The sequence below is a fragment of the Amycolatopsis ultiminotia genome (genome assembly GCF_039536925.1).
Taxonomy (GTDB): Bacteria; Actinomycetota; Actinomycetes; order Mycobacteriales; family Pseudonocardiaceae; genus Amycolatopsis; species Amycolatopsis ultiminotia.
The window spans coordinates 180,966-205,582 of sequence record NZ_BAAAZN010000015.1; the positions used below are offsets into that span (position 1 = coordinate 180,966).

The following is a 24,617-nucleotide window of genomic DNA, read 5'->3' on the forward strand; positions in this document are numbered from 1 at the left end:
TCTTATCGGTATTCGCAATGACAGTCAGTGCGGTCATCGGGGTTCCGAATGACCGGCTCGGCACCGAGAATGAGCCGGAAGGGAGTTCCATGACCACCGTGCTCGCATCGCTGACCCGCCCCGTCACCGCACTGCTGGCGAAGCTGCGGATCGACCCGTTCATCGCGGCGATCCTCGCCACGGTGGGCGTCGCGTCGCTGCTTCCGGCCACCGGTGCCACCGCCACCGGTTTCGGCGTCGCCTCGAACGTCGCCGTGGGATTGCTGTTCTTCCTCTACGGCGCACGGCTTTCCGGCCAGGAGGCACTGGACGGGATCCGGCACTGGCGGCTGCACAGCACCGTCGTATGCGCCACCTTCGTGCTGTTCCCCCTGCTCGGCCTGGCCACCTCGGTCCTCTCCCCCGGCCTGCTCACCACCCCGCTCTACACCGGTGTGCTGTTCCTCTGCCTGCTGCCCTCGACCGTGCAATCGTCCATCGCGTTCACCTCGATCGCGAAGGGCAACGTGGCCGCGGCGATCTGCAGTGCGTCACTGTCCAATCTGCTGGGCATCGTGCTGACGCCGCTGCTGGTTGCAGTGCTGCTGTCCACCGGCGGCCCCGGGGTGAGCGGTACGGCCGTGCTGGACATCGTGCTGCAGCTGCTGGTCCCGTTCGTGGCCGGTCAGCTCGCCCGCCGCTGGATCGGCGGGTGGGTCAGCCGGCACTCCGCCCCGCTGAAGCTGGTGGACCGCGGCTCGATCCTGCTGGTGGTGTACACCGCGTTCAGCGCGGGCATGACCGAGGGCATCTGGCACACCCTCGACCTCGGCCCGCTGCTCGTACTGCTCGCGGTGTGCGTGGTCCTGCTGGCCGTCGTGCTGACCACCACCGCGGCCGGCGCGAAACTACTGGGCTTCAGCAGGGCGGACCGGATCACGATCGTCTTCTGCGGTTCGAAGAAGAGCCTGGCGAGCGGCCTCCCGATGGCGACCGTCCTGTTCGGACACGCACAGGTCGGGCTGATCGTGCTGCCGCTGATGCTGTTCCACCAGATCCAGCTGATCGTCTGCGCGGCGATGGCCCGGCGCTACGCCAGGAACGCGCCCTCGGACGAACCGGAGGAACTGGTCCCCGCGAGCTGAACGACCGGAGGGACAACGGAATCGTGCCCGGAGCAGAACACCTCTACGATCGGATCGGCAGCGGTTACTCCCTCGGCAGGCGCACCGACCCGCGATGGATGAACCCGGTCCTCGCCGCACTCGGCACCGCACGGACCGTCGCCGACGTGGGCGCGGGCACCGGTTCCTACGAGCCGGACGACCGGCCGGTGATCGCCGTCGAACCGGCCGCGGAGATGATCCGGCAACGACCCGCCGGCGCGAGTCCCGCCGTTCGCGCGGTTGCCGAGGCCCTGCCACTGCGCACGCACGCCGTCGACGCCGCGCTGGCCGTGCTCACCGTCCACCACTGGACCGACTGGCGGGCCGGCCTCGCCGAACTCCGGCGGATCGCGCCCCGCCGGATCGTGCTCGCCTACGATCCACGGCGGCACGCCGAGTTCTGGTTCGTCCGCGAGTACGTACCCGAGATCGCCGCGCTGGAACTCTCGCGGCCCGCTGCCGACGACATCGCGCACGAACTCGGCGCGGAGAGCGTCATCCCGCTGCCCCTGCCGTGGGACTTCACCGACGGGGTCTTCCCGGCCTGGTGGCGGCGCCCGGCAGGCTACCTCGACCCTCGCGTCCGCCGCGCCTGCTCCGCGCTCGCCCAGACCGACCCCGCCGCCGTGGACCGAGGCATCGGCCACCTCCGCGAAGACCTCCGCACCGGCCGCTGGCACGAGCGCCACCGCGACCTGCTCGGGCTCGAGCAGTGGGACGCGGGCTTCCGGCTCGTCGTATCCGGCTAGCCGGGACGACTTCCGGCCGGGACTCGCGCCACGGTTTATGTATGGTGCACCCACTGGCGCCCCGGATCGGATGGACGATCGGCACAGTTCGGGTGAGGTGAGCGGGCATGGCGGGTGCGGTACCGGTCGACGTCGTGGTCGGGTTGCTGGGTGCGGCTTCGGCCCACCGTCCCGAGCGGGCGGACGAGGTGCGCGAGTTGCTGGCCGGCACCGAACTGCCTGCCGAGGACGTCGCCCGGATCTCCGCCGAGGTGCGCCGGCTGAAGGCGGGGGCGGAACGCTGGCGGCGGCGTGGCCAGGAGCTCGCGGCGCTGTTTTCCTCGGCCAGGGAACTGGCCGAACTGCGGGACGTCGACGAGCTGCTGTCCCGTCTGGTGGAGCGCGCGCACGACCTCGTCGGCACCGACGTGACCTACCTGTCCGAGTTCGACGTGCACAGCCGCGAGCTGCGGGTGCGGACCACGCTCGGCACGGTCGCGCCCACGTTCCTCGGGCTGCGGGTGCCCCCGGGGATGGGACTGGCCAGCATGGTCGTCGAAGGGCGCAGGCCATGCTGGACGTCGAGCTACGACGCGATGACGCAGGCACCGCACGAATCCGGGATCGACGCCGCGGTGCACGCCGAAGGTCTGGTGTCGTTGCTCGGAGTTCCGCTGCTCGCCGGGGACGAGGTGATCGGCGTGCTGTTCGCGGCGAACCGTTTCGAGCACGCCTTTTCGCCCGAGGAGATCTCCCTGCTTTCCGCCTTCGCCGACCACGCCGCGGTCGTCCTGCAGACCGCGCGGCTGCTGGCCCGCACGCAGGCCTCCGCGGAGGAGACCCGGCGCGCGTACGGCGAGCTGGCCCGGCACGTCGAGGCGATGGAGCGGGCCAGCGGCGTGCACAGCGACCTGACCAGCCTGGTGCTGCAGGGTGGCGACGCCGGTGAGGTCGCGACCGCACTCGGCCGCGCGCTGCGCTGCCGGGTGTCCATTCTGGACGAAAGTGCCGCGGCGAAGGACGAAGCCGTGCGGCAAAGCCGGCGCAGCGGCCGGTGCGTGGCCGCCGGCAGCGGAGCGGTGGCGGTCGCGGTGGTGGCCGGCTCGACCCTGCTCGGCGCGCTGCGGCTGGAAGCGGGTGAGCTCGAGTTCGGACCGGTCGAACGCCGCACCGCCGAACGCGCCGCCCAGATCACCGCGCTGCTGCGGCTCAAACAGGACGCGCTGGCCGAAGCCGAACAGCGGGTGCGGGGTGATCTGCTCGCCGATCTGGTCTCCGGCGATCCGGACCGGGTGGCCGACATCGCGAGCCGGGCCCGTGCCCGCGGAATCCGGATCGACGAGCTGCGTTCCGTGGTCGTGCTGGCGGTGCCCGCCGACCAGCAGCGGCAGGCGGCACGCGCGGCCCGGCGGGCCGCGGCGCTCGTCGGCGAACACGCGGATCGGATCGTGGCGCTGACCGCGATCGACGACCCGGGCGCGGCGGGCCGTGCAGTGCACGCGGTGGTTCGCGAAGCACTCGGCTCACCGGTGATCGCCGTGGCCGCCACGGTGCACGAGTTGCCCGCCGGTTTGTCCGCGGAGGTCGACGCGGCCGGGGCGTGCGCGCGGATCCTGCCCTCACTCGGGGTGTCCGACACCGCGGTCACCACCGACGAATACCTGCCCTATGCCGCACTGTTCGGCTCGGGCAACGCGCGGGTGTCGGCCTTCGTGCGACGCGTCGTCGGCCCGGTCCTCGACTGGGACGCCGAGCACGCCGGCACGTTGGTGCCGACGCTGGCCGCCTACCTCGACCACCGGATGAGCCCGATCGCCGCTGCGCGTGCCCTCCACGTGCACAAGAACACCGTGCTCCAGCGGCTGGAACGGGTCACCGAACTGCTCGGACCGGACTGGCAGGAGACCGATCGGCTGTTCCGGCTGACCGTCGCGGTCCGCCTCGCCCACCTGACGATCGGTACATAACCGCCGGCCCCGTCCTGGACGGTCGGTCCGTTCCTGCCCGGATCGGTCGCGCCTAGCGTCGTGCTCCGTATTCGCAACCACGTCGAAGTGGGAGGGGCGTCATGGCGCGCACCAGCCGTATTCAGGGGTTCCGCGACCTTCCGGTCGGGTCCCGGCGGGAGACGGCCGCGGAAGCCGCCGGTCTCGATCCGGCCGTGCTCGCGGTGCTCGATCCGGAACAGGGCATGGGCACCGCGCTCGCCGACCACCTGATCGAGAACGTCATCGGGGTGCTGGGGGTACCGCTGGGGGTGGCGACCAACTTCGTCGTCAACGGCAACGACGTCCTGGTACCGATGGCCACCGAAGAGGCTTCCGTCGTCGCCGCGGCCAGCAACGCCGCGAAACTGGCTCGCGTGCACGGCGGGTTCGGTACCTCCTCGACCGCGCCGATCATGCAGGCGCAGGTCCAGATCGTCGAGGTCACCGACCCGGAGGCCGGCCGGGTCCGGCTGCTGGAGGCCCGCGAGGAACTCATCGCGCTGGCCGACGCGCAGGACCCGAAGCTGGTCGAGTTCGGCGGCGGGGTCCGGGACATCTCGGTGCGCGTGGTGGACTCGCGCGCAGGTCGTTACGTCGTGGCGCACCTGCAGGTCGACGTGCGGGACGCGATGGGGGCCAACGCGGTCAACACGATGGCCGAGGCGGTCGCCACCCGGGCGGGCGAGATCGCCGGTGGCCGTCCGCTGCTGCGGATCCTGACCAACAAAGCCGATCTGCGGCTGTCCCGGGCGCGCGCGGTGTTCGGCGCCGCAGAGCTGGGCGGCGCGCAGGTCGTGGACGATCTGGTGCACGCCGCCGCGCTCGCGGAGGCCGATCCGTACCGGGCGGCCACGCACAACAAGGGCATCATGAACGGGATCAGCGCGGTCGTGCTGGCGACCGGGAACGACACCCGCGCGGTCGAATCGGGTGCACACTCACACGCGGTTTCCCCTGCCGGGCAGTACACCTCGTTGTCGCGCTTCGAAAAGGACGCCGACGGCAACGTGGTCGGCACGCTGGAACTGCCGATGCCGGTCGGCCTCGTCGGTGGCGCCACCAAGGTGCACCCGGTTGCGCAGGCCTGCGTCGCACTGCTCGGGGTCAGCACCGCGGCCGGGCTCGCGGAGATCGTCACGGCGGTCGGGCTGGCCCAGAATTTCGCGGCCCTCCGGGCACTGGCCACCGAGGGCATCCAGCGCGGGCACATGTCGTTGCACGCACGCAACATCGCGAGCACCGCCGGGGCAACGCCGGAGGAAGTACCCGCCGTGGTGGCCCGCCTGATCGCCGACCGGGCCGTTCGCGCGGACCACGCCGAACGGGTCCTCGCCGAACTGCGCGGGAGGGCCTGAGGTGGCCGCGATGGAAGCTGCGACCGTGGTGCGGGATCTCCACTTCGGCGAATCACCCTGCGCCGGGCCGGACGGCGCGTTGTACGTCTCGGATTTCTACGCTCGCGAGGTGCTGCGGATCGATCCGTCGACTTGGCGGGCCCGACCCTGCCTGAGCGTGCCGGGGCAACCGTCGGGCATGGGCTGGCTGCCGGACGGCCGGATGCTGGTCGTGTCGATGCGCGATCGGCGGCTGCTGCGCCGGGAACCGGACGGGTCCGTGGTGACGCACGCGGACCTGGGCGAGGTCACCACCGGCGCGGCCAACGACATGTGGGTCGACGCAGCAGGGCGGGCCTGGGTCGGCGACTTCGGCTTCGACTTCTACGGTCTGCTCGAACGCGACCCCGGGAGTGATCCGCTGTTCGGTCCCGGCACCGACCCGCCCACCGCCTCGATCACCCGGGTGGACACCGACGGCACGGTCACCACCGTCGCCGACGGACTCCGGTTCCCCAACGGCACCACCCAGCTGTCCGACGGCACGCTCGCCGTCGCCGAAACCGTCGGCGGCTGCCTGACCGCGTTCACCCCGGACGCCGACGGCGGGCTCACCGATCGCCGGATCTGGGCGGACCTCTCGGCCAGCGGCGTCGACGGCGGCCGCCTCCTGCCGGACGGCATCGCGGGCGACGGCGAAGACCGGATCTGGGTCTCCGACCCCACCGCGGGCGGGGCGGTACTCGTCGAGGCCGGCGGCCGGGTACGGGAGACTGTGCGGACGTCGCAACCGTGTTTCGCGGTCGGCATGCTCGCCTCCGGCGCGGTGGTGTGCTGCACCGCCGCGACGTCGAGTCCGACGATTGCCGCCGTCCGGCGCACCGGCCGGATCGAGGTGGCGGCATGAGTTCCTACGGAGTCGACACCTTGCCCGGTCTGCCCGGTGCGGTCACGATCTGCGAGGTCGGCCCGCGGGACGGGCTGCAGAACGAGAAGTCCGTCGTACCGGCCGAGGTCAAGGTCGAGCTGGTGGAACGGCTCGCCGACGCGGGCCATACGGTGATCGAGACGACGAGCATGGTGCATCCGAAGTGGGTGCCGCAGCTGGCCGACGCCGAAGAGGTGCTGCGCCGCGTCGAACGACGGCCCGGGGTGCGGTATCCGGTGCTGGTGCCCAACCGGCGTGGCCTGGACCGGGCACTCGACCTCGGCGTCACCGACATCGCGGTGTTCGCCTCGGCCACGGAAAGCTTCGCGAAGGCCAACCTGAACCGCACGGTCGACGAATCGCTGGAGATGTTCGCCCCGGTGGTCGCGCGGGCCAGGGAGGCGGGGCTGGACGTCCGCGGGTACCTGTCGATGTGCTGGGGCGATCCGTGGGAAGGCGAGGTACCGATCCGCCAGGTCGTCGCGACCGCCACCCGGCTGCTCGGCCTCGGCTGCACCCAGCTGAGCCTCGGCGACACGATCGGCGTGGCCACCCCCGGGCGGGTGGTGGCGTTGCTCGACGCGCTGACCGCCGCCGGTGTCCACATCGGACAGATTGCGGTGCACTTCCATGATACCTACGGCCAGGGACTGGCCAACACTCTCGCCGCACTGCAACGAGGCGTGACGACGGTCGACGCGTCGGCAGGCGGGCTCGGCGGCTGCCCGTACGCCCAAAGCGCGACCGGCAACCTGGCGACCGAGGACCTGGTGTGGCAGCTGGACGGACTCGGCATCCACACCGGAATCGACCTCGCCAAGCTCGCCGAGACGAGTGCCTGGCTGGCGAAGCGGATCGGCCGCCCGGTCACCGCGCGCAGTGTGCGGGCGCTGACCGGCGGCTGACCCGCCCCATCCGACCACCTCGACGCAGTCAAAGGAGACAGCGACATGACCCTTCACGTGGGCATCGACGTCGGTGGCACGTTCACCGACGCCGTGGCGATCGCCGACGGGCGAGCGATCCGCGGCAAGGCGTTCTCGACCAAGGACGTGACGACGGGCATCCTCGGCGCGCTGGCGGTGCTCCGGGAACGCGCGGGCATGGCCGAGGACGAGTTCTTCGCCGCGGTCGACCGCTTCGTCCTCGGCAACACCATCGTCACGAACGCCGTGGACGAGCAGAAGTACGCGGCCGTGGGATTGCTGAGCACCCAGGGCTTTCGCGACACCCTGCGGATCGCCCGCTCGGCCAGGACCGACGAACGCGACCCGCACGAGATGGCGGCACCGCCGGACATCGTGCAGCGCCGCCGGATCGTCGAGGTCCCCGAACGGATCGACGCGCACGGTGCGGTCCTCGTCCCGCTCACCGAGGACGCCATCGCCGCCGCGGTGGACGGGGTGCTGGCGACCGGCGCCGAGACGATCGCGGTCTGCCTGCTGTGGTCCTTCCGCAACGCCGCGCACGAAAGGGCCATCGGCGAGTACCTCGACAAGCACCACCCCGACGTTCCCTACACGCTGTCCAGCAGCCTGACCCCGGTCTACCGCGAGTACGAGCGCATGGTCACCACCTCGCTGGACGCGGCGGTGAAACCGATCGTGGCGTCCCACTTCGAGCACCTCGCCCACGAACTGCGCCACAAAGGACTGCGCGCACGGGTGCAGATCATGCAGGTGCACGGCGGTTTCCTCTCGGTCGAGGAAACCGGCAAGGCACCGATCTCGATGTTCAACTCCGGCCCCGTCGGCGGGGTCACCGGCGCGCGGCTGCTGGGCAAGCAGCTCGGCAGGCGGCGCGTGCTGACCGCGGACATGGGCGGGACCAGCCTGGACGCCGCGGCGATCCTGGACGACGAATTCCGGCTGCTCCCCCGTGCCGAGATCGGCGGCCTGCCGACCAGCCTGACCGCGGTGGACATCGAGACCATCGGCGCCGGAGGCGGCAGCCTCGCCTGGGTGGACGGGCGGAACCTGCTCCGCGTCGGCCCGCACAGCGCGGGATCCACCCCGGGTCCGGCCTGCTACGGCAAGGGCGGCAGGCAACCCGCGGTCACCGACGCGGCGCTCGTGCTCGGGCTGATCAACCCGGACTACTACCTCGGCGGCGCGGTACCGCTCTACCCCGGCCAGGCCCGCGCCGCGTTGCGCGAGCACGTCGCCGAACCGCTTGGCATCACCGAAGATGCCGCGGCGGAAGGCGTGTACCGGCTGGCGACTTCCCAGATGTCCAACGCACTGCGCAAGATCACCGTCAACCGCGGGCACGACCCGCGCGAGTTCACCCTGGTCGGTTTCGGCGGCGCCTGTGGGCTGTTCGCCGCCAGCATCGCCGCGGAGGCCGGTGTCCGCGAGGTGGTGATCCCCCGCAACGCCGCGGTGTTCTCCGCATACGGGCTGATGCACGCCGACTCGGTGTTTTCCGCGGTGCAAACCAGTCCGTGGACGATGGACCAGCCCGCCGCCGCACTGGACAAGGAGTTCGCCGTGCTCGAAGAGCGGGCGCAGGCGTGGTTCGAAGCCGAGGGGATCCCCGAGGACCGGCGGGAACTGCACCGCGAAGCCGACATGAAGTTCCTCGGCCAGATCTTCGAGGTCACCACCCGGCTTCCGGCGGGCACCTTCGGCGAAGCGGACAAGGAAGTCCTGCGTGCCCGGTTCATCGCCGATTACGAGGAGGAATTCGGCGCAGGCACTGCCTGGACCGAAGCCGAGATCCTGCTGGTGAACTCGCGGGTGCGGGCGATCGGCCGCAGTGAGGTGCAGACCGTCGAACAGGTCTCCGGCGCCGGTGAGGAACAGCACGAACTCAGCCGCCGCAGCGTGATCGAGCCGTTCACCGGCGAACGCGCGGAGCTCGACGTGCACCGCGGGTTCGGCGCGCTCGGCCGGGCGAACGGCCCGTGCCTGCTGGAGGAGCCCGACACCACCGTCTACGTGCCCACCGGGGCCGCCGTCGAGCTGACCGGCAGCGGCGACTTCCTGCTGCGCCTCGCCGACCGCTGACCCGTCCGTCAAAGGAGACGACCATGACCAGCACCCCGCATTCGCTGCCAGAAGGCTACGATCCGGTCACCCTCGAAGTGATCCGCATGCGCCTGGATTCCATCGTCGAGGAGATGGGCATCGCGATGATCCGCTCGTCCGGGTCCCCGGTGATCACCGAGGCAGGCGACTTCAACACCGCGTTGTTCGACCCGGCCGGGCGCATCTACGCCTACTCCGACTACGTCCAGTTCCACATCGGCTCCGGCAGTGTGGCGGTGCAGAACCTGGTCAAGGCGATCGAAGACGAGCCGCTCGCACCCGGTGACGCGTTCATCAGCAACGACCCGCACACCGCGGGCGCGAGCCATCCGCCGGACACCAACGTGATCTCCCCGATCTTCCACGGCGACGAGCTCATCGGGTGGGCGCAGTCGCAGGCGCACCTGGTCGACGTCGGCGGCATGACGCCCGGCGGATTCGCGCCCGGCGCCCACGACTGCTACGCCGAAGCCCTCCGGCTCCCGCCCGGTGTCAAGGTCTTCGAACGCGGCGAACCGGTCGAGTGGGTGCGCCGGATCCTGCTCAACAACGTCCGGGTGCCCGCACTGTTCTGGAACGACGTGCGCAGCCTCGTGGCGAGCAACAACACCGGGATCCGGCGGTTGCTCGGCACCGTCGGGGAATTCGGCCTCGACCGGTTCCGCGACTACACGAAGCTGTCTTTCGAGCTGGCCGAGCAGGTGGTGCGCGACCGTATCTCCGGCATCCCCGACGGCGTCTACACCGCCGAGGAGTGGACCGAGCACAACGGGCACGTCGACGACCTCTACCGCGTCGCGTGCGCGATGACCAAACGCGGCGACGAGATCACCTTCGATTTCACCGGTTCCAGCGAACAGACCGACGGGTTCGTCAACTGCAGCTACGGCGCGCTCGTCGGCAGCGTCGCCTCGGCGATCGTGCCGATCCTCGCCTGGGACGTGCCGTTCAACGAAGGGGTGATGACCGCGTTCGGCATCGTCGCCGAACCCGGATCGATCGTGAACCCGCGGCCGCCTGCGCCGATCAGCAACGGGCACCTCACCACCGGCGCGCGGGTCAGCCGGGTCGTCACGAAGCTGATGAACCAGGCCTGCCGCGGCAGCGCCGAGGAAACCCTGCGCGAGCGCACGCAGGGCGTGTGGGGCGACTCGTGGACCGGCGGCATCTCCGCCGGGACCACCGACGAGGGCGACTACTTCGTGCTGTTCAACATGGACGGTGGCGGGATGGGGGCCGGCGCCCAGCCCGAAAGCGACGGCCTCGACTGCGCCGGGATGATGACGCAGGTCAACAACATGCTGCCGGACGTGGAGATGAACGAGATGCTCTATCCGGTGCTCTACCTGTGGAAGCAGCTCAACCTCGACAGCGCCGGGCACGGCGCGCACCGCGGTGGCCTCGGGCTCCGGTTCGCCTGGACGCTGCACGGAGCGCAGGAGGTCACGCAGACGGTCTTCGCGCCCAATGCACAGGTCGTCGCGGACGGTTTCGGTGGTGGTCTCCCCGGCGGCGGCAGTGGCCACGAGGTCTGGCACGAGACCGACGTGGCGAGCCCGCTCTCCGGCGGCACCGTCCCCACCCGGGACTCACTGCACACCACGAACCGGGAACTGCTTGCCATCAACCAGCAATCGGTCACCATCCGCAAGGACGACGTGCTGGTGCAGTGGATCGCCGGTGGCGGCGGTTACGGTGACCCGCTGCTGCGCGACCCGCAACTCGTCGCCACCGATGTCCGCGACGACTACGTCACCGCCGAAACCGCGCGGCACACCTACGGCGTGGTCATCACCGACGGCACTGTGGACGAAGCCGCCACCCGGCAGGCCCGTGCCGCGCTGCGTGCGGACCGGATCGGTGCCACACCCACGCAGCAGGTGCCGGCCGCGGTCGCGCCCGGAGCCTCGGCACCGCGCCGGGACAACGACGGCTGGTACGTGCCCGCCAGCGGCGCACGGCTGGGAACCGGCGAGGACTGGCACGACGCGGCGCGGAAGGTCACCCACGTGGCAGCCGACCGGCTCGCCGGGCACGGCGTCCGGGTCCGGCCCCGCAAGGACGGCGCCCGCGTGCTGATCGACGAGTACTACAGCCCGGCCTGCGGCACACTGCTCGAAGCCGGCGTCCGGGTGGACGCGGCCGCGAGCTGACGAGCGTCATCTACCGGATCTGAGGCGAACATGACCATCAACGACGACAGCGGGATCGCGGGCATGCTGCCCGGCGGGCTGTCCCCCGGCTCGCTGCGCGGCATCGTGGTACTGGACATCACCCGGGTCGTGGCGGGGCCGTTCTGCTCGATGCTGCTGGCCGACCTCGGCGCCACCGTGATCAAGATCGAGAACCCGCGGGATCCGGACTACGCCAGGGACTTCCCGCCGAAGCTGGCGAGTGGCCCGGCCGGGGAGTTCAGCGGGTTCTTCGCGCAGTTCAACCGCAACAAGTTCGGGCTGACCATCGATCTGTCCACCGACGAGGGCAAGGAGCTGCTGAAGAAACTGGCACGGCGCGCCGACGTGCTGGTCGAGAACTTCCGGCCGGGGACGATGGACAAGCTCGGCGTCGGCCACGACGTGCTGCGGCAGGAAAACCCGCGGCTGGTGTACACGGCGATCTCCGGATACGGGCAGACCGGCCCGTACCGGCGCCGTCCGGCCTACGACAACAGCGCGCAGGCCACCGGCGGGCTGTGGTCGATGAACGGCTTCGCCGATCGGCCGCCCGCACGCGTGGGCACGATCATCGGTGACCTGTCCGCGACGTTGTACGCGGTCATCGGCACCCTGGCTGCACTGCGGCACGCCGAGAAGTCCGGCGAGGGCCAGCTGGTCGACGTGTCGCAGCAGGATTCGGTGCTGAGCCTCACCGAGAACGCCGTGGTGTCCTACACGGTCGAGGGCAAGGTGCCCGGCCCGCTCGGCAACGAGCATCCGTTCGTCAAGCCCTACGAGCTGTATCCGTGCCGGGACGGATTCGTCTTCTTCGGCGGGTACACCGACAAGTTCTGGCGGCTGTCCTGCGAACTGTTCGGATCGCCGGAACTCGCCGACGACCCGGAAATCGACACCATGGCCAAGCGATTCGTGCCGGCGGTCTACGAACGCCGGATCCGGCCGGTGCTGCACCGGTGGTTCGAGGACAAGACCAAGGTGGAGCTGGAGGAGATCGCCGGCGACGCGGTTCCGCTCAGCGCGGTCAAGGACATCCGGGAGGTCGTCGAAGACCCGCAGATCGCCGCACGCGACATGATCGTGGACGTCGAGTACCCGGAGTTCGGCGAACTGCGCATGTTCGGCTCCCCGATCAAACTCGGCGGCACCCCGACCCAGCCGCGCGGGCTCGCGCCCGAAGTCGGCGAACACACCACCACGGTGCTGCGCGCACTCGCCGACCTCGACGACGAAGGCATCGCCGAACTGCGCGCGAAAGGGGCGATCTGATGAGCGGTATCACGCTCGAACGAGACGGCGCGGTGGCGATCATCCGGTTCGACCGTCCGGAGAAGCTCAATTCCCTCACCCTCGCCATGTATGCCGAGCTCGGCGCGGCCTTCGCCGAGGTCCGCGACGACGACGCGGTTGCCGTCGCGGTCCTCACCGGCCGGGGCGGGCGGGCGTTCTGCGTCGGCGCCGACCTGACCGAATCGATCCCCGCACTCGCCGAGGGCCGGTTCGACATTTCCGAGTGGGATCCCGCGCACCAGAAGCACACGACGTTGTTCAAACCGGTGATCGCCGCGGTGAACGGACTGTGCCTCGGCGGCGGCTTCGAAATCATGCTTTCCACCGATCTGCGCATCGCGGCCGACACCGCGGAATTCGGGCTGCCGGAAAGCGGTGTCGGCGTGGTACCCGCCGGAGGCACGCTGACCCGGCTGACGCGGCAGATCCCGTACGTGTGGGCGATGGAGCTGATGCTGCACGGCGACCGGATCCCCGCGGCGCAGGCGCTGCGTTACGGCCTGCTCAACGAAGTCGTGCCGGCGTCCGAGCTCCTGGACGTCGCACTCGGGCACGCCCACCGGCTCGCAGCCAAGAGCGGCACCGCGCTGGCGACGATCAAGGAGGCCGTCCTCCGGCTCGGCGACCTGCCGCAGGACCAGGCCTTCCACCACGAAGCCCATTACGGGCAGAAGGCCTTCACCGCACCGGATGCCCGGGAGGGGCTGACCGCGTTCGCCGAACGCCGGGCACCGGACTTCCCTTCCCGACGGCGGCCCGCGGCAGGCTGACCCCATCGTCGTACCGGGCCCCGGTCGATAAAATCGTGGTATGCCCGACCTGATCGCGCCCACCACCGAGCTGCACGACGCCTGGCTCGCCGCACACGCCGAATGGGGTCCGGGCCTGCACGAAGACGGTTTCGGGCTGGCACCAGCCGATGACGTCGGCTCGCCTGCCGGATTCGCGGACTGGGTGGCCCGGCTGGCCGCGGAGTCCGAGCTGGCCACCTACCGGTGGATCGTCGAGGAAGCTGCGGTGCTGGGCGGCATCGCACTGCGCCGCGGGCCCGCCGACTACGTGGCGCGGACCGGCCACATCGGCTTCGGGATCCGGCCGTCCGCACGCCGGCGCGGGCTGGCCGGCTGGGCGCTGGGCCGGATGCTCGCCGAAGCACGTGCCGTCGGCCTCGACCGGGTACTGGTGGTCTGCGAGGAGGACAACGTCGCCTCGGCGAAAACGATCGAACACTGCGGGGGCGCGCTGGAAGGCATCCGGCACACGCAGCACGGCCCGGTACGCCGCTACTGGATCACGACGGCCGGCGACGACTGAGGCAGGCACCCGGTCATCGCGGTGACCGCGGGCGGCTGGCGAGCGCGTGGAAAATCCGGTCGTGCTCGGCACCGCCTCTGAGCCCATCCACTTGCAGCAGCACGCTGTACGCGGCGTTCACCAGGGTGCTCGGCCGGTCGCGGTAGAGCTCTTCGAAGATCTGCACGGCCCGGCCCGCCGCCGCCCACGCCTCCTCGATTTCCGTGTGCAGGGTGGCCCTGATCCACGCGAATCCATTGAGCGTCAAGGCCAGTTCCTCGCGATAGACGGCAGGGGCCGCCTCGGCGAGCTCACCGACGATGTCCGCTGCGTGCCGGGAGAATTCCAGCACCTCCGCACCGCACTCCTGCCGCATCCAGGTCCCCCACACCGGATTCGCCGCGGCCTCCGACTCCCACACCGCCGCCCACGGCGCACCGCATCCCACCTCCGTGAGCCGGAAGGAGGTTCGCTGCAACGCGGTCGACAAGTCGGGCAGGTAAGCGAACGGCTCGGCTTCGGCAAGCTCCCGGAAAACGGTCACCGCGCGGCGGGAGACAGCCACCACCTCCGCTTCCCACGCCCGCCTTGCCTGGGTGTCCTGCCCGGCATCTGCGTCGACCACGGCGGCCCACGGATCGGGATGATAACCCGCCTGCATCAGGAAATCCGCGTGCCGGGTCAGCTCGCGGGCGAGGTGCCGGCGATAGGCGGGGTCGGCTTCGGCCACTTCCTCGTAGCGGGCCGTGGCGGCCGCCGAGGCCTCCAGGGCGTCCTTCCACAGCTCCGCCTGGCCGAGCCAGCCGGCCCAGTTGCTCTGCACTGCCGCCAGCCGGTGCCGGTGGGCTTCGCGGTCCGACCCGACCAGTTCCCGATAGCATTCGAGCGCACCGGCGCCGTGGTCCAGGACCTGCTCCAGCCACTCCGCACGGGTGACGGGATCGGCCCGGCCGTCTCGCTCCTCGACCAGCTCCACCGATTTCGCCAGGAACAGCGCGCGGTTGTTCAGCGCTTGCGCGAAACACGGCAGGTAGTTCGCGCGGTCGAGTTCGGTCAGCTCACCGAAGATGGCGACCGCGTCGGCGGAGAACTCGCCCGCCTCCGCCCACCGCCCTGCCGCGGCGAGACAGGCGGGGTGGTTGTTCACCGCCTCGGCCAATGCGGAGAGTTCGTCGCCGGAGATCCGGCCGCTGCCGGTCAGCTCACGGTGCGCCAGCGAAAGGTAGTGCTCGACCGCGAGGCCGGAGAACTCCGCCGCTTCGGCCGCTTCGCCGGCGACGCCGAGCCGTCGGCTGGTCTTGAGGTGCAGCCACGCTCGTTCCGCATCCGACGCGCCGGGTGCGGCGAGGCCGGCGTGCCGTCCGGTGATCGCGGCGAACCCGGCACCGAGATCGGCCGGGGTCCGGTCACCGACGAACGTCCGGTCGCCGAACCGCGCCTCCACTGCGCTCTCGACCGCGGTGATGACGGAAAGGTCGATCGCGGTGATCCTGGCGATCGCGGCCAGGGCAGAGCCGCCTGCGTCGACGGCGACGTCCGGCCGGGTGCGCAGCAGGGGGTACAGCACGGTGTCGCCGAGGTGCGGCCACCGGTCCGCGGCCGCGGCCAGGAGGGCGACCGCCCGCGGAGCGCAGCTGCCGGTCTCCGGGGAGGTCAGCAACGCGGCGGGGACCGCGGTGGTCCACGGATCCGGCTGGTAACCGGTGACCGGATGACCGGGCACGGACAGCGCGACGAAGTCCTCGGCGAGCCGGTCGGGAAGCAACGGTTCGAGCCGGTTGCCGCGTTCCGGATCGGCGGGCGGGTAGCAGACGGTGTGATCCGCGAGGAGCTGCTCGGCGGGCACCTCCGGGATGAACCGTGCCAGGATCCCGCCGGCGGTCTGCCGGTCGACCGGCCCGGCGAGGGTCGCGGTGAACACCGCGCGCGCCATCGTCCGGTCGTCCGTGCGGAAGTCCAGCCCGCCGTCGGCGTTTTCGTAGAGCTGCCGCCAGTTTTCGTGCTCTCGGTCCAGCAGGTAGACGGTGCAGCCGATCATGTCGCCGGGCGGGCGGCGACCGCGGGCGGCGGCATCCACCGCGACCAGTGCGGCCATGTGCACCGCCAGCGTGAGCCCGAAGTCCGGGCGCCCCAGCGATTCCGGTGGCCCGATCAGGTCCGGCCGGCCGAATGCCGGGTAGTGGCGCGCGAAGGAATCGCGCGCGGCGGTGAACATCCGGTCCCGCGCGGGACCGTCTTCGGGCAACGGTGCCAGGTGCTGATCGGAGGTGTCGATGTTCTCGCGGAGCCGGTCGAGCTTGCCGCGCAGGGCCGGCCAGCCGCGCACCGACCGGCCGATCAGCAGCACCCGCGCCGGCACCCGCTGCCGCAGCAGGCGGTTGTGGAACAACCAGCTCAGATCCGACAGCGGCCACCGGTCGGCGTAGTCGACCAGTACCAGCACGCCGTTCTTCCCGGCCAGGCGAAGATCCTGGCCACCCGGTGCAGGCGGATGGGCGTCCGTGCGATGCACCGCGTCCACGACCTTCCAGCCTGCCGCCAGTGCGGCGGCGGCGAGCTCGTTCGCCAGCCGCGTCTTGCCCTGGCCGCCCTCGCCGTGCAGCCACCGCACCGCGAACCCCGGTTCGGCGTTCAGCCACGAAACCAGGTCGCCGAACTCACCGTCCCTGCCGGTGAAACCGACGAGCCCGGCACGCGCGTCGAGCATCCGGCTGGGCTGCGCCCGCAGCCACCCCGGATCCCGCTCGGCCGCCCGGCGGTGCTCGAACAGCAAGTACAGCGGTGTCCCGTCGCCGAACACGTGGATGTCCGCGCCGACCGCACCGTAGGCGTGCCCGCCCTCGGCCCGTACCTCCTGGCGGACCACCTGCGGCGGCTCCTCTTCGCCGATCACCGCTGCGGGTCCGCGCCGTCCTCCGGTGCGGGAGGCGCCGGTTTCCCCGCTGCGTGGTACTGGATGACGTTGCCGCCCTGTGCGGCGAGCACGGTGCCGTGGTCACGGGCGACGTTGGTCTGCAGCCAGTGCTGCTGCGCCTCCGGCAGCTCGTCCTGCACACGGGCGATGAGGTCCCGCAGCTCCGCTTCGATGTCGGGCTGGTCCTCCAGCAGCCGCCCGAGCCGCAGCTGCCATCCCGGTGCCAGCGCCTTGCGTGCCTGGTCGCGCTCGTCTTCCCCGGCCGCGACGACCAGGCCCTCCTCCTCGTCGAGCTGCTCCTCGGCCCTGGCCCGGCGAGCCGGCCCCAGCCGTCCGAACAGCCGCCCGATGCCGTCCCGGGCCGCTCGGAACGCACCGGTGGCCATCGCCCCGACCAGCGCGATGGCGCCTTCCTGGGCGAGCTCCCCCAGCCCTTCGGCGGTAGTGGGCAGATCAGTCACGGCAGCTCCTCCTCCACGGCGGCGACGGGTCCGCCCGCCACCTGACCATGGTGCCCGTACCGACCCACCCACCGCAGCGTTTCGTCCCGTGCGGTGCCGCGCCGGTCAGGCGGGGCCGAGGCGATCGATCGCGGTCACCTCGTCCTCGGTCAGCGTGAGGTCGGCGGCGGACAGGTTGCGCACCATCCGGTCGCGGTGCGCGGATTTGACCGTCACGGCGACCCGGTGGTGCAGGTTCCAAGCGACGACGATCTCCTGCACGCTGCGGTCGTGCGCCTGCGCGATCGACACCAGGGTCGGATCGGCCAGGTCGGTGCTGCGCAACGGGCTGTGCGCGCTGAGCAGCACGCCACGCGCCGCGAGTGCCTCGGCGAAGGCGGGGTCGTAATCGCCGGGGCCCCACTGGCACTGGTTCACCGCCGGGTACTCGCCGGTCGCCTCGTGCAGTGCGTCGATCAGTTCGATCGAGTAGTTGCTGACGCCGATGGCGGACACGAGTCCTTCCTCCCGCGCCCGGACGAACTCACCCCAGCTGGTGACTCCCGGGTACCCGCCGGGCGGCCAGTGGATCAGCCACAGGTCGAGGTGGCCGGTACCGAGCGCGGTGAGGCTCTCCTCCAGCGTGCGCCGTTCGAGCCCGACCCGGTCCGGCGGCATCTTGGTGGTGACGAACAGGTCCGTGCGCGGCACCCCGGTCCGGGCGAGGGCGGCGCCGATGGCCGCTTCGTTGCGGTACCTCGTCGCGGTGTCGACGAGCCGGTAGCCCTCCTCCAGCGCGGCCAGCACCGCCTCGGTGGCCTCGCCGCCGCGCATCGGGTGGGTGCCGTAGCCGATCAGCGGCATCGCACGGCCGGCGAGGTCGGCGGACGGCACGCGGCCGAGTCCGGGCTGCGGTCCTGCGGTCACGGGGTTCTCCTCCTGCGGTCGTGGGGTCAGTACAGCTCGACGAGCCGCAACGGGGTCTTCGCGAGCGGCTCCGGTCCGGCCCCGGTGACGAGCACGGTTTCGGCCAGTTCCACCGCTGCGCCGCCGGGTACCCCGACGGTCACGTGCACGCCAAGGACCGTGTCCGGTCCGGCGCACACCTCGCCGGACGGCGGCGAACACCGTGCGCTGCCACCCCGCAGGGCGAGGATCCGGCTGGTCCCCGGCCGGTCGCCGAGCTCCCGGGCGGCCGCCGCGTGGCCTTCCCGCAGCGGCTTACCGGGACGCAGTGCAGTGATGAGCGCTTCCGTTGCCGCGGAACAGGATTCCGCCGCCGCACGAAGCGCGGGCCCGGCTTTGCAGAGCACTGCGGTCGCCGTGGCCAGGCCCTGGCTGCCGCCCGCGGTGGGGTGCAGGGTGTAGCGGATCGGGCTGGTGGCGGTCAGCCGGGCGGTGCGCGGATCGTGCCCGTGCACCGTGACCAGATCCGAGCCTGCCCCCGCGCCCGGCGGGTACCAGCCGAGCAGGCCGCCTGCCCGGCGGACGGACCGGTCGACGTTGGCGGTGATCTCCCGGACGTCCATGCCGACGTGCAGGTGGTCCATCACCGCCGTGTAGCCCACCGCCGCCAGTTCGGCCGCCTCGCCGAACGCCGCGCGCTCTTCCGGGGTGCAGCGGACCAGCTCCGCGAAGACGACGTCCGAGGCGGAACGGAGCGACACGCCTCCGTCCGAGAGCCGCCCGGACAACGCCCACGGCACGTCGTCCTCCACCCCGACCGGGCCGGTGCCGACGCCCGCCGTGCTCAGCGCCTCGACGGCATCGGGCCCTTCGGCGACCGAGCCGGCAACGGTGAGGACCACGGCCGCGCCGACCGGTCCGGTGTCGCGCCCGAGGACATACCGGCGGCCGGCCTCCGAGGTGAGCAGCAACGCCTCGAAACCGGCCTGCTCCGCGACGCCGCGGAGCCGATCGAGAGCGGGCCTGGCTTGTGCGGTGGCGATTGGGGCCACGGACGCACCGTCCTTTCGGGATCGAGGCGGCTTCAGCGCTTGAGCGGATCGAACGCGGTTTCGCGGATGCGCAGGGCCGCAACACCGGCGAACACCGAGGTGAGCACGAGGTAGAACGCGGGAACCCAGGTACTGCCGGTCGCCACGATCAGCGCCGAGACGAGCAGCGGCGCGGCACCGCCGAAGATCGCGGTACCTGCGTTGTAACCCACCCCGTAGGCCACCGTGCGCACCCGTGTCGGGAACAGCTCCGCGAGCGTCACCTGCATGACGCCGTTGGTCCCGGCGAAGCACAGCGCCATCAGCACCGCGCCGATCGTGGCCAGCAGGAACGAACCCTGGGTGAGCAGCCAGTAACACGGGAACCCGATGACCACCATGGCAAACGCCGACGCGGCGAGCAGTTTCCTGCGGCCGAGGCGGTCCGAGAGCCTGCCTGCGTAGAGCACGCCGAACGTGCCGACCGCGAGCATGATGCCGGTCACCAGCAGGCCCTGCACCGCGGAGAAGTGCATTTCGTTGTTCATGAACGAGGGCATGTAGATGAACAGGATGAAGTAGCCCGAGCTGTTGAACAGCGGCAGCACGATGGCCATCAGCATGCCGCGCACGGTTTCGCGCGAGCTGAACGCCTCCCGCAGCGGACTGCGGGTGACCTCGCCCTCGACCTTGGCCGCGGTGAATTCCGGGGACTCGTCGGCGGCCCGGCGGATGAAGAGCCCGACCACGCCCATCGGCAGGGCGAGCAGGAACGGCAGCCGCCAGCCCCAGCTCTCCATCGCCGCGGGAGTGAGCACCGCGCTGAGCATCGCGGTGAACAGCGTGCCCAGCAGCATCGCGATGAAGGTGGCGGCGTTGGCGTAGCTGACCACGCGCCCGCGCCTGCCGTCACCGGCGTGCTCGGCGAGGAACGAGTTGCCGTTGCCCGGTTCGCCACCCATCGCGAAGCCCTGCACGACGCGCAGCACCACCAGCGCGACCGGGGCGAAGACGCCGGCCCCGGCAAAACTGGGCAGCACCCCGACCAGTCCGGTGGACAGGGTCATCAGCGTGATCAGCCCCAGCAGCACCCGCCTGCGGCCGAAGCGGTCACCCCACGATCCGGCGACCGCGGCGCCCAGCGGGCGGAAGAAGAACGGGATCGCGAACGCGACGAACGTCAGCAGCACCCCGGTGGCAGGTTCGTCGCCGGGGAAGAACACGACTGCCAGGGTGCCGGCCACGAAACCGTAGACGGCGTTGTCGTACAACTCGATGAAGACGCCCACGAGACCGCCGAAGATGGAGGTCTTCGTGGCACGGGCCGGTGCGGGCACCACGACCCCGGAAGGAGCACTGTTCACGAGGACTGCCTTTCTCACGGGTGACGTCGTCGTCACCGGAAGAGCTGCGCTTCTTCGCGCTGCGCCTGGTCAATTACCCCAATAACGGTGGCCCTCCGTTGTTGCCGTGACATTACCGTGGTTGCCCCCTCGGTTACCATATCGAGTGGTTTTCGCGCTGCCCCCATCGGCATTGCTTATCTTTCCGCACACAGCGGTCCGGCCCGGCCGGGCGATCATCGGAAACGCAGTTTGGAAATCGATGCGGCCAACCCTGCGATCGCTTTTCGAATGGTCTCGGAATCGAGGGCGAAACTCGCCCGGAAGTGCCCGGGGCAGCCGTAGGAATCCCCGGCGATCACCACGACCCCGGACGTCTCCAGGAAGTGCTCGGCCAGATCCGCGTCGGTGGTGATCCGCGTGCCGCCGGACGTGCGCGCCCCGATCAGGCGCGCGGCATCGGTCCAGACGTAGAACCCGCCGTCGGGCCGGACCGGGCGGAGCCCGTCGATCGCGGCGAGGCCGGACACCAGCACTTCGCGGCGCTCGGCGTAGACCGCGACGGTCTCGCGGATGAAGGTCTGGTCGCCGTCGAGCGCGGCGGCCGCGGCGGCCTGGCTGACCGAGGACGGGCACGACGAGCTCTGCGACTGCAGCGTGGAGATCGCCGCGCACAGGGCGGCCGGACCGGCGGCGTACCCGAGCCGCCAGCCGGTCATCGCGTAGGCCTTCGACACGCCGTTGACCAGGAACACCCGCTCACGCAGCTCGGGTGCGACGGAGACCAGGCTCGGCACGGGCTCGGCACCGAAGTTGATCTCGTCGTAGATCTCGTCGCACAGCACCGAAATCCGCGGATGCCCGCGCAGCACCTCGGCGAGCGCGGCCAGCTCGGCCTTGCTGTACACCGCGCCGGTGGGGTTGTTCGGGGTGTTGAGCACAAGCCACTTCGTCCGGTCGGTGACCGCGGCGCGCAGCAGCTCCGGGGTGAGCTTGTACCCGGTGTCCGCGGCCGCCGGGACGAGCACCGGACGGCCCCCGTTGAGCGCGACCATGTCCGGATAGGACACCCAGTGCGGGGCGGGCACGATCACCTCGTCGCCCGCGTCGAGCGTGGCCAGGAACGCCAGGAAGATCAGCTGCTTCGCGCCGCCTCCGACGGCGATCTCGCCGGGACCGTAGGGCCGGCCGGTCTTGCGTTCCAGCCGGGCCCGGATCGCCGACTGCAGCGCGGGGGTGCCGTTCGCCGAGGTGTACTTGGTCTCCCCGGCCCTGATCGCGGCGATCGCGGCGTCCTTGACGTGCTCGGGGGTGTCGAAGTCGGGCTCGCCGATGGTCAGCGGGAGCACCGGTTTGCCCGCCGCCCGGAACGCGCGGACCCGGTCCGCGACCCGCGAACTCGGGCTCTCCTTCACCCACGACATGCGCTCGGCCAGTTCGGGCTGCGGCCGGATCCCGGGAACGGTCATCTCTCAGCGTCCTTTCGTGACGGGGGTACGCACGTGCGCGGCGAAGGCGGACTGTGCGCGAGCGGCGATCCGGTCGAGCAGCCGCCTGCGTTCGAGGTGGGTGGCCGTGGCGGCGGCGGCCGTGGTCCGGCGGAAGCGGATGCGCTGTCCCGGCCGCAGCTGCCCGGCCACGTCCTGTGCGGCCGAGGTGAGCACGGCCAGCACCGGGTAACCCGCGGTGATGCCGCGGCCCCGCAGCAGTACCAGCAGCTCGTCCCCGGCGGGAGCTTCGATCGCCCCGACCGGAACCCCGCGGGAGAGCACCTCACCGGATACCGGCCGTTGCGGCACCGGACCGGCCACCCGCAGTCCGACGTGGTTGATCCGCGGGGTGACCGAGTACCGGGAGGTGAACAGCATCTCCAGCGCGGTGCCGAACTCGCGCGCGTCCGGCCCGTCGAGCACGTCCAGCACGGTGGGCACCCGCGGCTCCCGCGGCAGTCCGAAGTGGAAGACCGTCGTCCCGAAGACCGGGTTCACCAGCGGCGGGTGAGAGCGCAGGAGCGGGAGTTCGATACCGGCCACGGCCTCGGTGCCGAACCCGATCATCGTGTCCGGGGCGACGCTGCCCAGCAGCCGTGGCACGGCGAAGCCGCCGTGCACCGCCACGTACGCGCGCAGCCCGGCGTCCGAGACTCCCACGTGCACGGTCTGCCCGGCACGCACCGACAGCGGCGACCACGCGGGGTGCGGGCGGCCGTCGATCGAGGGCACGGCCGGGGCCCCGGTCACCGCGACGAGCACGTCGTGCGTGGGCCGGAAGGTGAGCCCGAACCCGGTCGCCTCCAGCAGCGGATCGGTCGGCGGGTTGCCGGCCAGTGCGTTGGCCGTGCGTGCCGCGAACTGGTCGAGCGCGCCGTTGACGGCGAGCCCGCGGGCGGGCCCGGCGGTGCGGCCGAGATCGGTGACCACGCAGGCACGGGCGGCGTCCACGATCAGCCGGGGACGGTCAGCCATCGGCCCGGTGCCGCATCGGCTCGCCGCGCAGGCGCGCGTAGGCGGTCTCGTCGATCGCGGAAAACCGCAGCCGGTCACCGGGCCGGTAGGGCACCACCGCGTCGGTGTCCGTGCGCAGCACGGCGAGCGGGGTCCGGCCGATCTGCCGCCAGCCGCTGGGAGCGGCGACCGGGCCGAGCACCGCCTGCCGACCGGCCAGGGAGACCGCGCCCGGCGGGACCCGCAGCCGGGGGGTGGCCAGGCGCGGGACGGGTACGCCGAGCTCCGGGCCGTCGGTCATGGCCGACGCGGCGGGCCCGCCGAGGCAGCGGATGAGGTACTCCGTGCCGCACACGAGCTCGACCACCCGGTGGACCGGCAGTCCGGCGACCCCGGCAACCCACTCCAGGTCCGGGCCCTCGGCACCGCCGAACAGCACCGGCACATCGAGGACGCGGGAGGGCAACGGCTCCAGCACGTCCGGCGCCTCCCACGACAGCAGGTGGAACATCACCGTGTCGACCGTGGTTTCGCACGGGTCGAACTCGACCAGGATGGCGTCGTAGGTGGGCACCGCGGACAGCACACCGGGGACCTCGCCGTGGTTGAGGCGGCGCGCGAGGTGGTGCACGGTGCCCCACACCTCCTCGGCGTGCGCCCCGTCGACGGTGATGCGCACCGCCGCGTCGCCGCACGGGGAGACGTCGAGCTTCGCCGCGGTCCGGATGCCGGTCATGCGGCGGGCGTGTCCAGCACCTGATCCAGCGGCGCCAGCCGGACGCCGGCGGCCTGCAGTTCGGCGCGGATCCGGGTGGCCAGCCGCAGCGCCTCGGGACCGTCGCCGTGCAGCTGGACGCAGTCGGTGCGGACCGGCAGGTCGTGTCCGTGGCGGCTGGTGATCACGCCCTCGGTGACCATGCGGACGGTGCGGGCGGTGACCTCGTCCGGATCGGACAGCACCGCGCCGGGCTCGGACCGGGCCACGAGCGTGCCGTCGTCCTCGTAGGCGCGGTCGGCCAGCCCCACCATCGCGATCCGCAGACCTCGCTCCCGCGCCACGGCCGCCAGTTCGCCCTCCTGCACCAGGATCACCATTTCCGGGTCGAAGGCCGCCACAGCGTCGGCCACCGCACGCGCGTAGTCGCGCCGCGTGACGACCAGGTTGCCGAGTTTGCCGTGCGGCGCCAGATGCGCGATGCGCGTGCCGTGTGCCCGGGTGAACGCCGAGAGCGCGCCGATCTGGTAGCGCACGTCGGTGCGGACCTCCTCCTCGGTCAGGTCCATTGCGCGGCGGCCGAAGCCGACCAGGTCCGGGAAGCCGGGGTGGGCCCCGACGCGCACGCCGCGCTCGACGCAGGCGCGCACCGTCGTGTCCATCACGCGCGGGTCGCCGGCGTGGAATCCGCATGCGACGTTCGCGGAAGTCAGCAGGTCGAGCAGCGCGGCGTCGTCACCCATGGTGTACGCGCCGAAGCTCTCGCCGAGATCGGCCACCAGATCGACGGCAGGCACCATCGGTCTCCTTCCCCGCAACGGGTTATGTTCTCGAGCGAGACGGTAGTTCCGGCGCGGCCGGTGACGAAGCCTCATCAGGAAGGCCCATGGCCTCATCGGGTTTGCCGATGGAATC

19 protein-coding genes and 1 pseudogene are annotated in these 24,617 nt (G+C 71.3%); 11 read left to right on the top strand and 9 right to left on the bottom strand.

Translation table 11 applies throughout. The annotated features are described in order from the left end of the window. Window positions 1–89 precede the first annotated feature (89 nt). The 11 genes and pseudogenes from ABD793_RS30090 to ABD793_RS30140 all read left to right on the top strand — a co-directional run bounded on the left by ABD793_RS30090 (window position 90) and on the right by ABD793_RS30140 (window position 13,930). Window positions 90–1,124 (top strand): bile acid:sodium symporter family protein, encoded by a 1,035-nt coding sequence (locus tag ABD793_RS30090; RefSeq protein WP_344866057.1) that lies wholly within the window; start codon window positions 90–92, stop codon window positions 1,122–1,124. Window positions 1,125–1,222: 98 nt separating this feature from the next. After that, a complete protein-coding gene (locus ABD793_RS30095) occupies window positions 1,223–1,894 on the top strand; it encodes a class I SAM-dependent methyltransferase (protein ID WP_344866190.1) in 672 nt (223 codons plus the stop codon). 107 nt (window positions 1,895–2,001) lie between these two features. Next, window positions 2,002–3,840, top strand: coding sequence for a helix-turn-helix domain-containing protein (locus ABD793_RS30100; RefSeq protein ID WP_344866059.1), 1,839 nt, complete (start codon window positions 2,002–2,004; stop codon window positions 3,838–3,840). A gap of 98 nt (window positions 3,841–3,938) precedes the next feature. Continuing rightward, window positions 3,939–5,216 (top strand): annotated as a pseudogene (locus tag ABD793_RS30105) (hydroxymethylglutaryl-CoA reductase, degradative); the annotation flags it as partial. A 10-nt stretch (window positions 5,217–5,226) separates the two neighbouring features. Continuing rightward, complete coding sequence (locus tag ABD793_RS30110; RefSeq protein ID WP_344866061.1) at window positions 5,227–6,102, top strand: SMP-30/gluconolactonase/LRE family protein; 876 nt, start codon at window positions 5,227–5,229, stop codon at window positions 6,100–6,102. Continuing rightward, on the top strand, window positions 6,099–7,028 hold the full coding sequence (locus ABD793_RS30115; protein WP_344866063.1) for a hydroxymethylglutaryl-CoA lyase: 930 nt from the start codon (window positions 6,099–6,101) through the stop codon (window positions 7,026–7,028). The genes ABD793_RS30110 and ABD793_RS30115 overlap by 4 nt, the downstream gene beginning before the upstream one ends. A 45-nt stretch (window positions 7,029–7,073) precedes the next feature. Continuing rightward, the gene (locus ABD793_RS30120) at window positions 7,074–9,131 is read left to right on the top strand and encodes a hydantoinase/oxoprolinase family protein (RefSeq protein ID WP_344866065.1); all 2,058 of its coding nucleotides are present in this window, start codon (window positions 7,074–7,076) and stop codon (window positions 9,129–9,131) included. 23 nt (window positions 9,132–9,154) lie between these two features. Continuing rightward, window positions 9,155–11,305 carry a hydantoinase B/oxoprolinase family protein gene (locus tag ABD793_RS30125; protein WP_344866067.1) on the top strand — a complete coding sequence of 717 codons (2,151 nt, stop codon included), beginning with the start codon at window positions 9,155–9,157 and terminating at the stop codon, window positions 11,303–11,305. Between the two features lie 30 nt (window positions 11,306–11,335). After that, on the top strand, window positions 11,336–12,595 hold the full coding sequence (locus ABD793_RS30130; RefSeq protein WP_344866069.1) for a CaiB/BaiF CoA transferase family protein: 1,260 nt from the start codon (window positions 11,336–11,338) through the stop codon (window positions 12,593–12,595). Beyond that, a complete protein-coding gene (locus ABD793_RS30135) occupies window positions 12,595–13,386 on the top strand; it encodes an enoyl-CoA hydratase/isomerase family protein (RefSeq protein WP_344866071.1) in 792 nt (263 codons plus the stop codon). The genes ABD793_RS30130 and ABD793_RS30135 overlap by 1 nt, the downstream gene beginning before the upstream one ends. Window positions 13,387–13,426: 40 nt before the next feature. Beyond that, window positions 13,427–13,930, top strand: coding sequence for a GNAT family N-acetyltransferase (locus ABD793_RS30140; RefSeq protein WP_344866073.1), 504 nt, complete (start codon window positions 13,427–13,429; stop codon window positions 13,928–13,930). A gap of 13 nt (window positions 13,931–13,943) precedes the next feature. Here the strand turns inward: ABD793_RS30140 and ABD793_RS30145 are convergent, their stop codons facing one another. The 9 genes from ABD793_RS30145 to ABD793_RS30185 form a co-directional block, all read right to left on the bottom strand. Next, window positions 13,944–16,802, bottom strand: coding sequence for a hypothetical protein (locus ABD793_RS30145; protein ID WP_344866075.1), 2,859 nt, complete (start codon window positions 16,800–16,802; stop codon window positions 13,944–13,946). Beyond that, window positions 16,799–17,284 (bottom strand): hypothetical protein, encoded by a 486-nt coding sequence (locus tag ABD793_RS30150; RefSeq protein ID WP_344866076.1) that lies wholly within the window; start codon window positions 17,282–17,284, stop codon window positions 16,799–16,801. Before ABD793_RS30150 ends, ABD793_RS30145 begins: the two co-directional genes overlap by 4 nt. A gap of 105 nt (window positions 17,285–17,389) precedes the next feature. After that, complete coding sequence (locus tag ABD793_RS30155; protein ID WP_344866078.1) at window positions 17,390–18,190, bottom strand: aldo/keto reductase; 801 nt, start codon at window positions 18,188–18,190, stop codon at window positions 17,390–17,392. A 26-nt stretch (window positions 18,191–18,216) separates the two neighbouring features. Then, complete coding sequence (locus ABD793_RS30160) at window positions 18,217–19,221, bottom strand: M24 family metallopeptidase (protein WP_344866080.1); 1,005 nt, start codon at window positions 19,219–19,221, stop codon at window positions 18,217–18,219. Window positions 19,222–19,253: 32 nt separating this feature from the next. Further along, window positions 19,254–20,564, bottom strand: a complete 1,311-nt coding sequence (locus ABD793_RS30165; RefSeq protein WP_344866082.1) for an MFS transporter — start codon at window positions 20,562–20,564, stop codon at window positions 19,254–19,256. A 215-nt stretch (window positions 20,565–20,779) separates the two neighbouring features. Next, on the bottom strand, window positions 20,780–22,012 hold the full coding sequence (locus ABD793_RS30170) for an aminotransferase class I/II-fold pyridoxal phosphate-dependent enzyme (RefSeq protein WP_344866084.1): 1,233 nt from the start codon (window positions 22,010–22,012) through the stop codon (window positions 20,780–20,782). A 3-nt stretch (window positions 22,013–22,015) separates the two neighbouring features. After that, entirely contained in the window at window positions 22,016–23,008 is a 993-nt protein-coding gene (locus tag ABD793_RS30175) for a 5-oxoprolinase subunit C family protein (protein WP_344866086.1), read from the bottom strand. Continuing rightward, a complete protein-coding gene (locus ABD793_RS30180; protein ID WP_344866088.1) occupies window positions 23,001–23,723 on the bottom strand; it encodes a 5-oxoprolinase subunit B family protein in 723 nt (240 codons plus the stop codon). Before ABD793_RS30180 ends, ABD793_RS30175 begins: the two co-directional genes overlap by 8 nt. Next, window positions 23,720–24,502: a LamB/YcsF family protein gene (locus tag ABD793_RS30185; RefSeq protein WP_344866090.1), complete on the bottom strand. Its 783-nt coding sequence runs from the start codon at window positions 24,500–24,502 to the stop codon at window positions 23,720–23,722. The genes ABD793_RS30180 and ABD793_RS30185 overlap by 4 nt, the downstream gene beginning before the upstream one ends. Window positions 24,503–24,617: the final 115 nt, after the last annotated feature.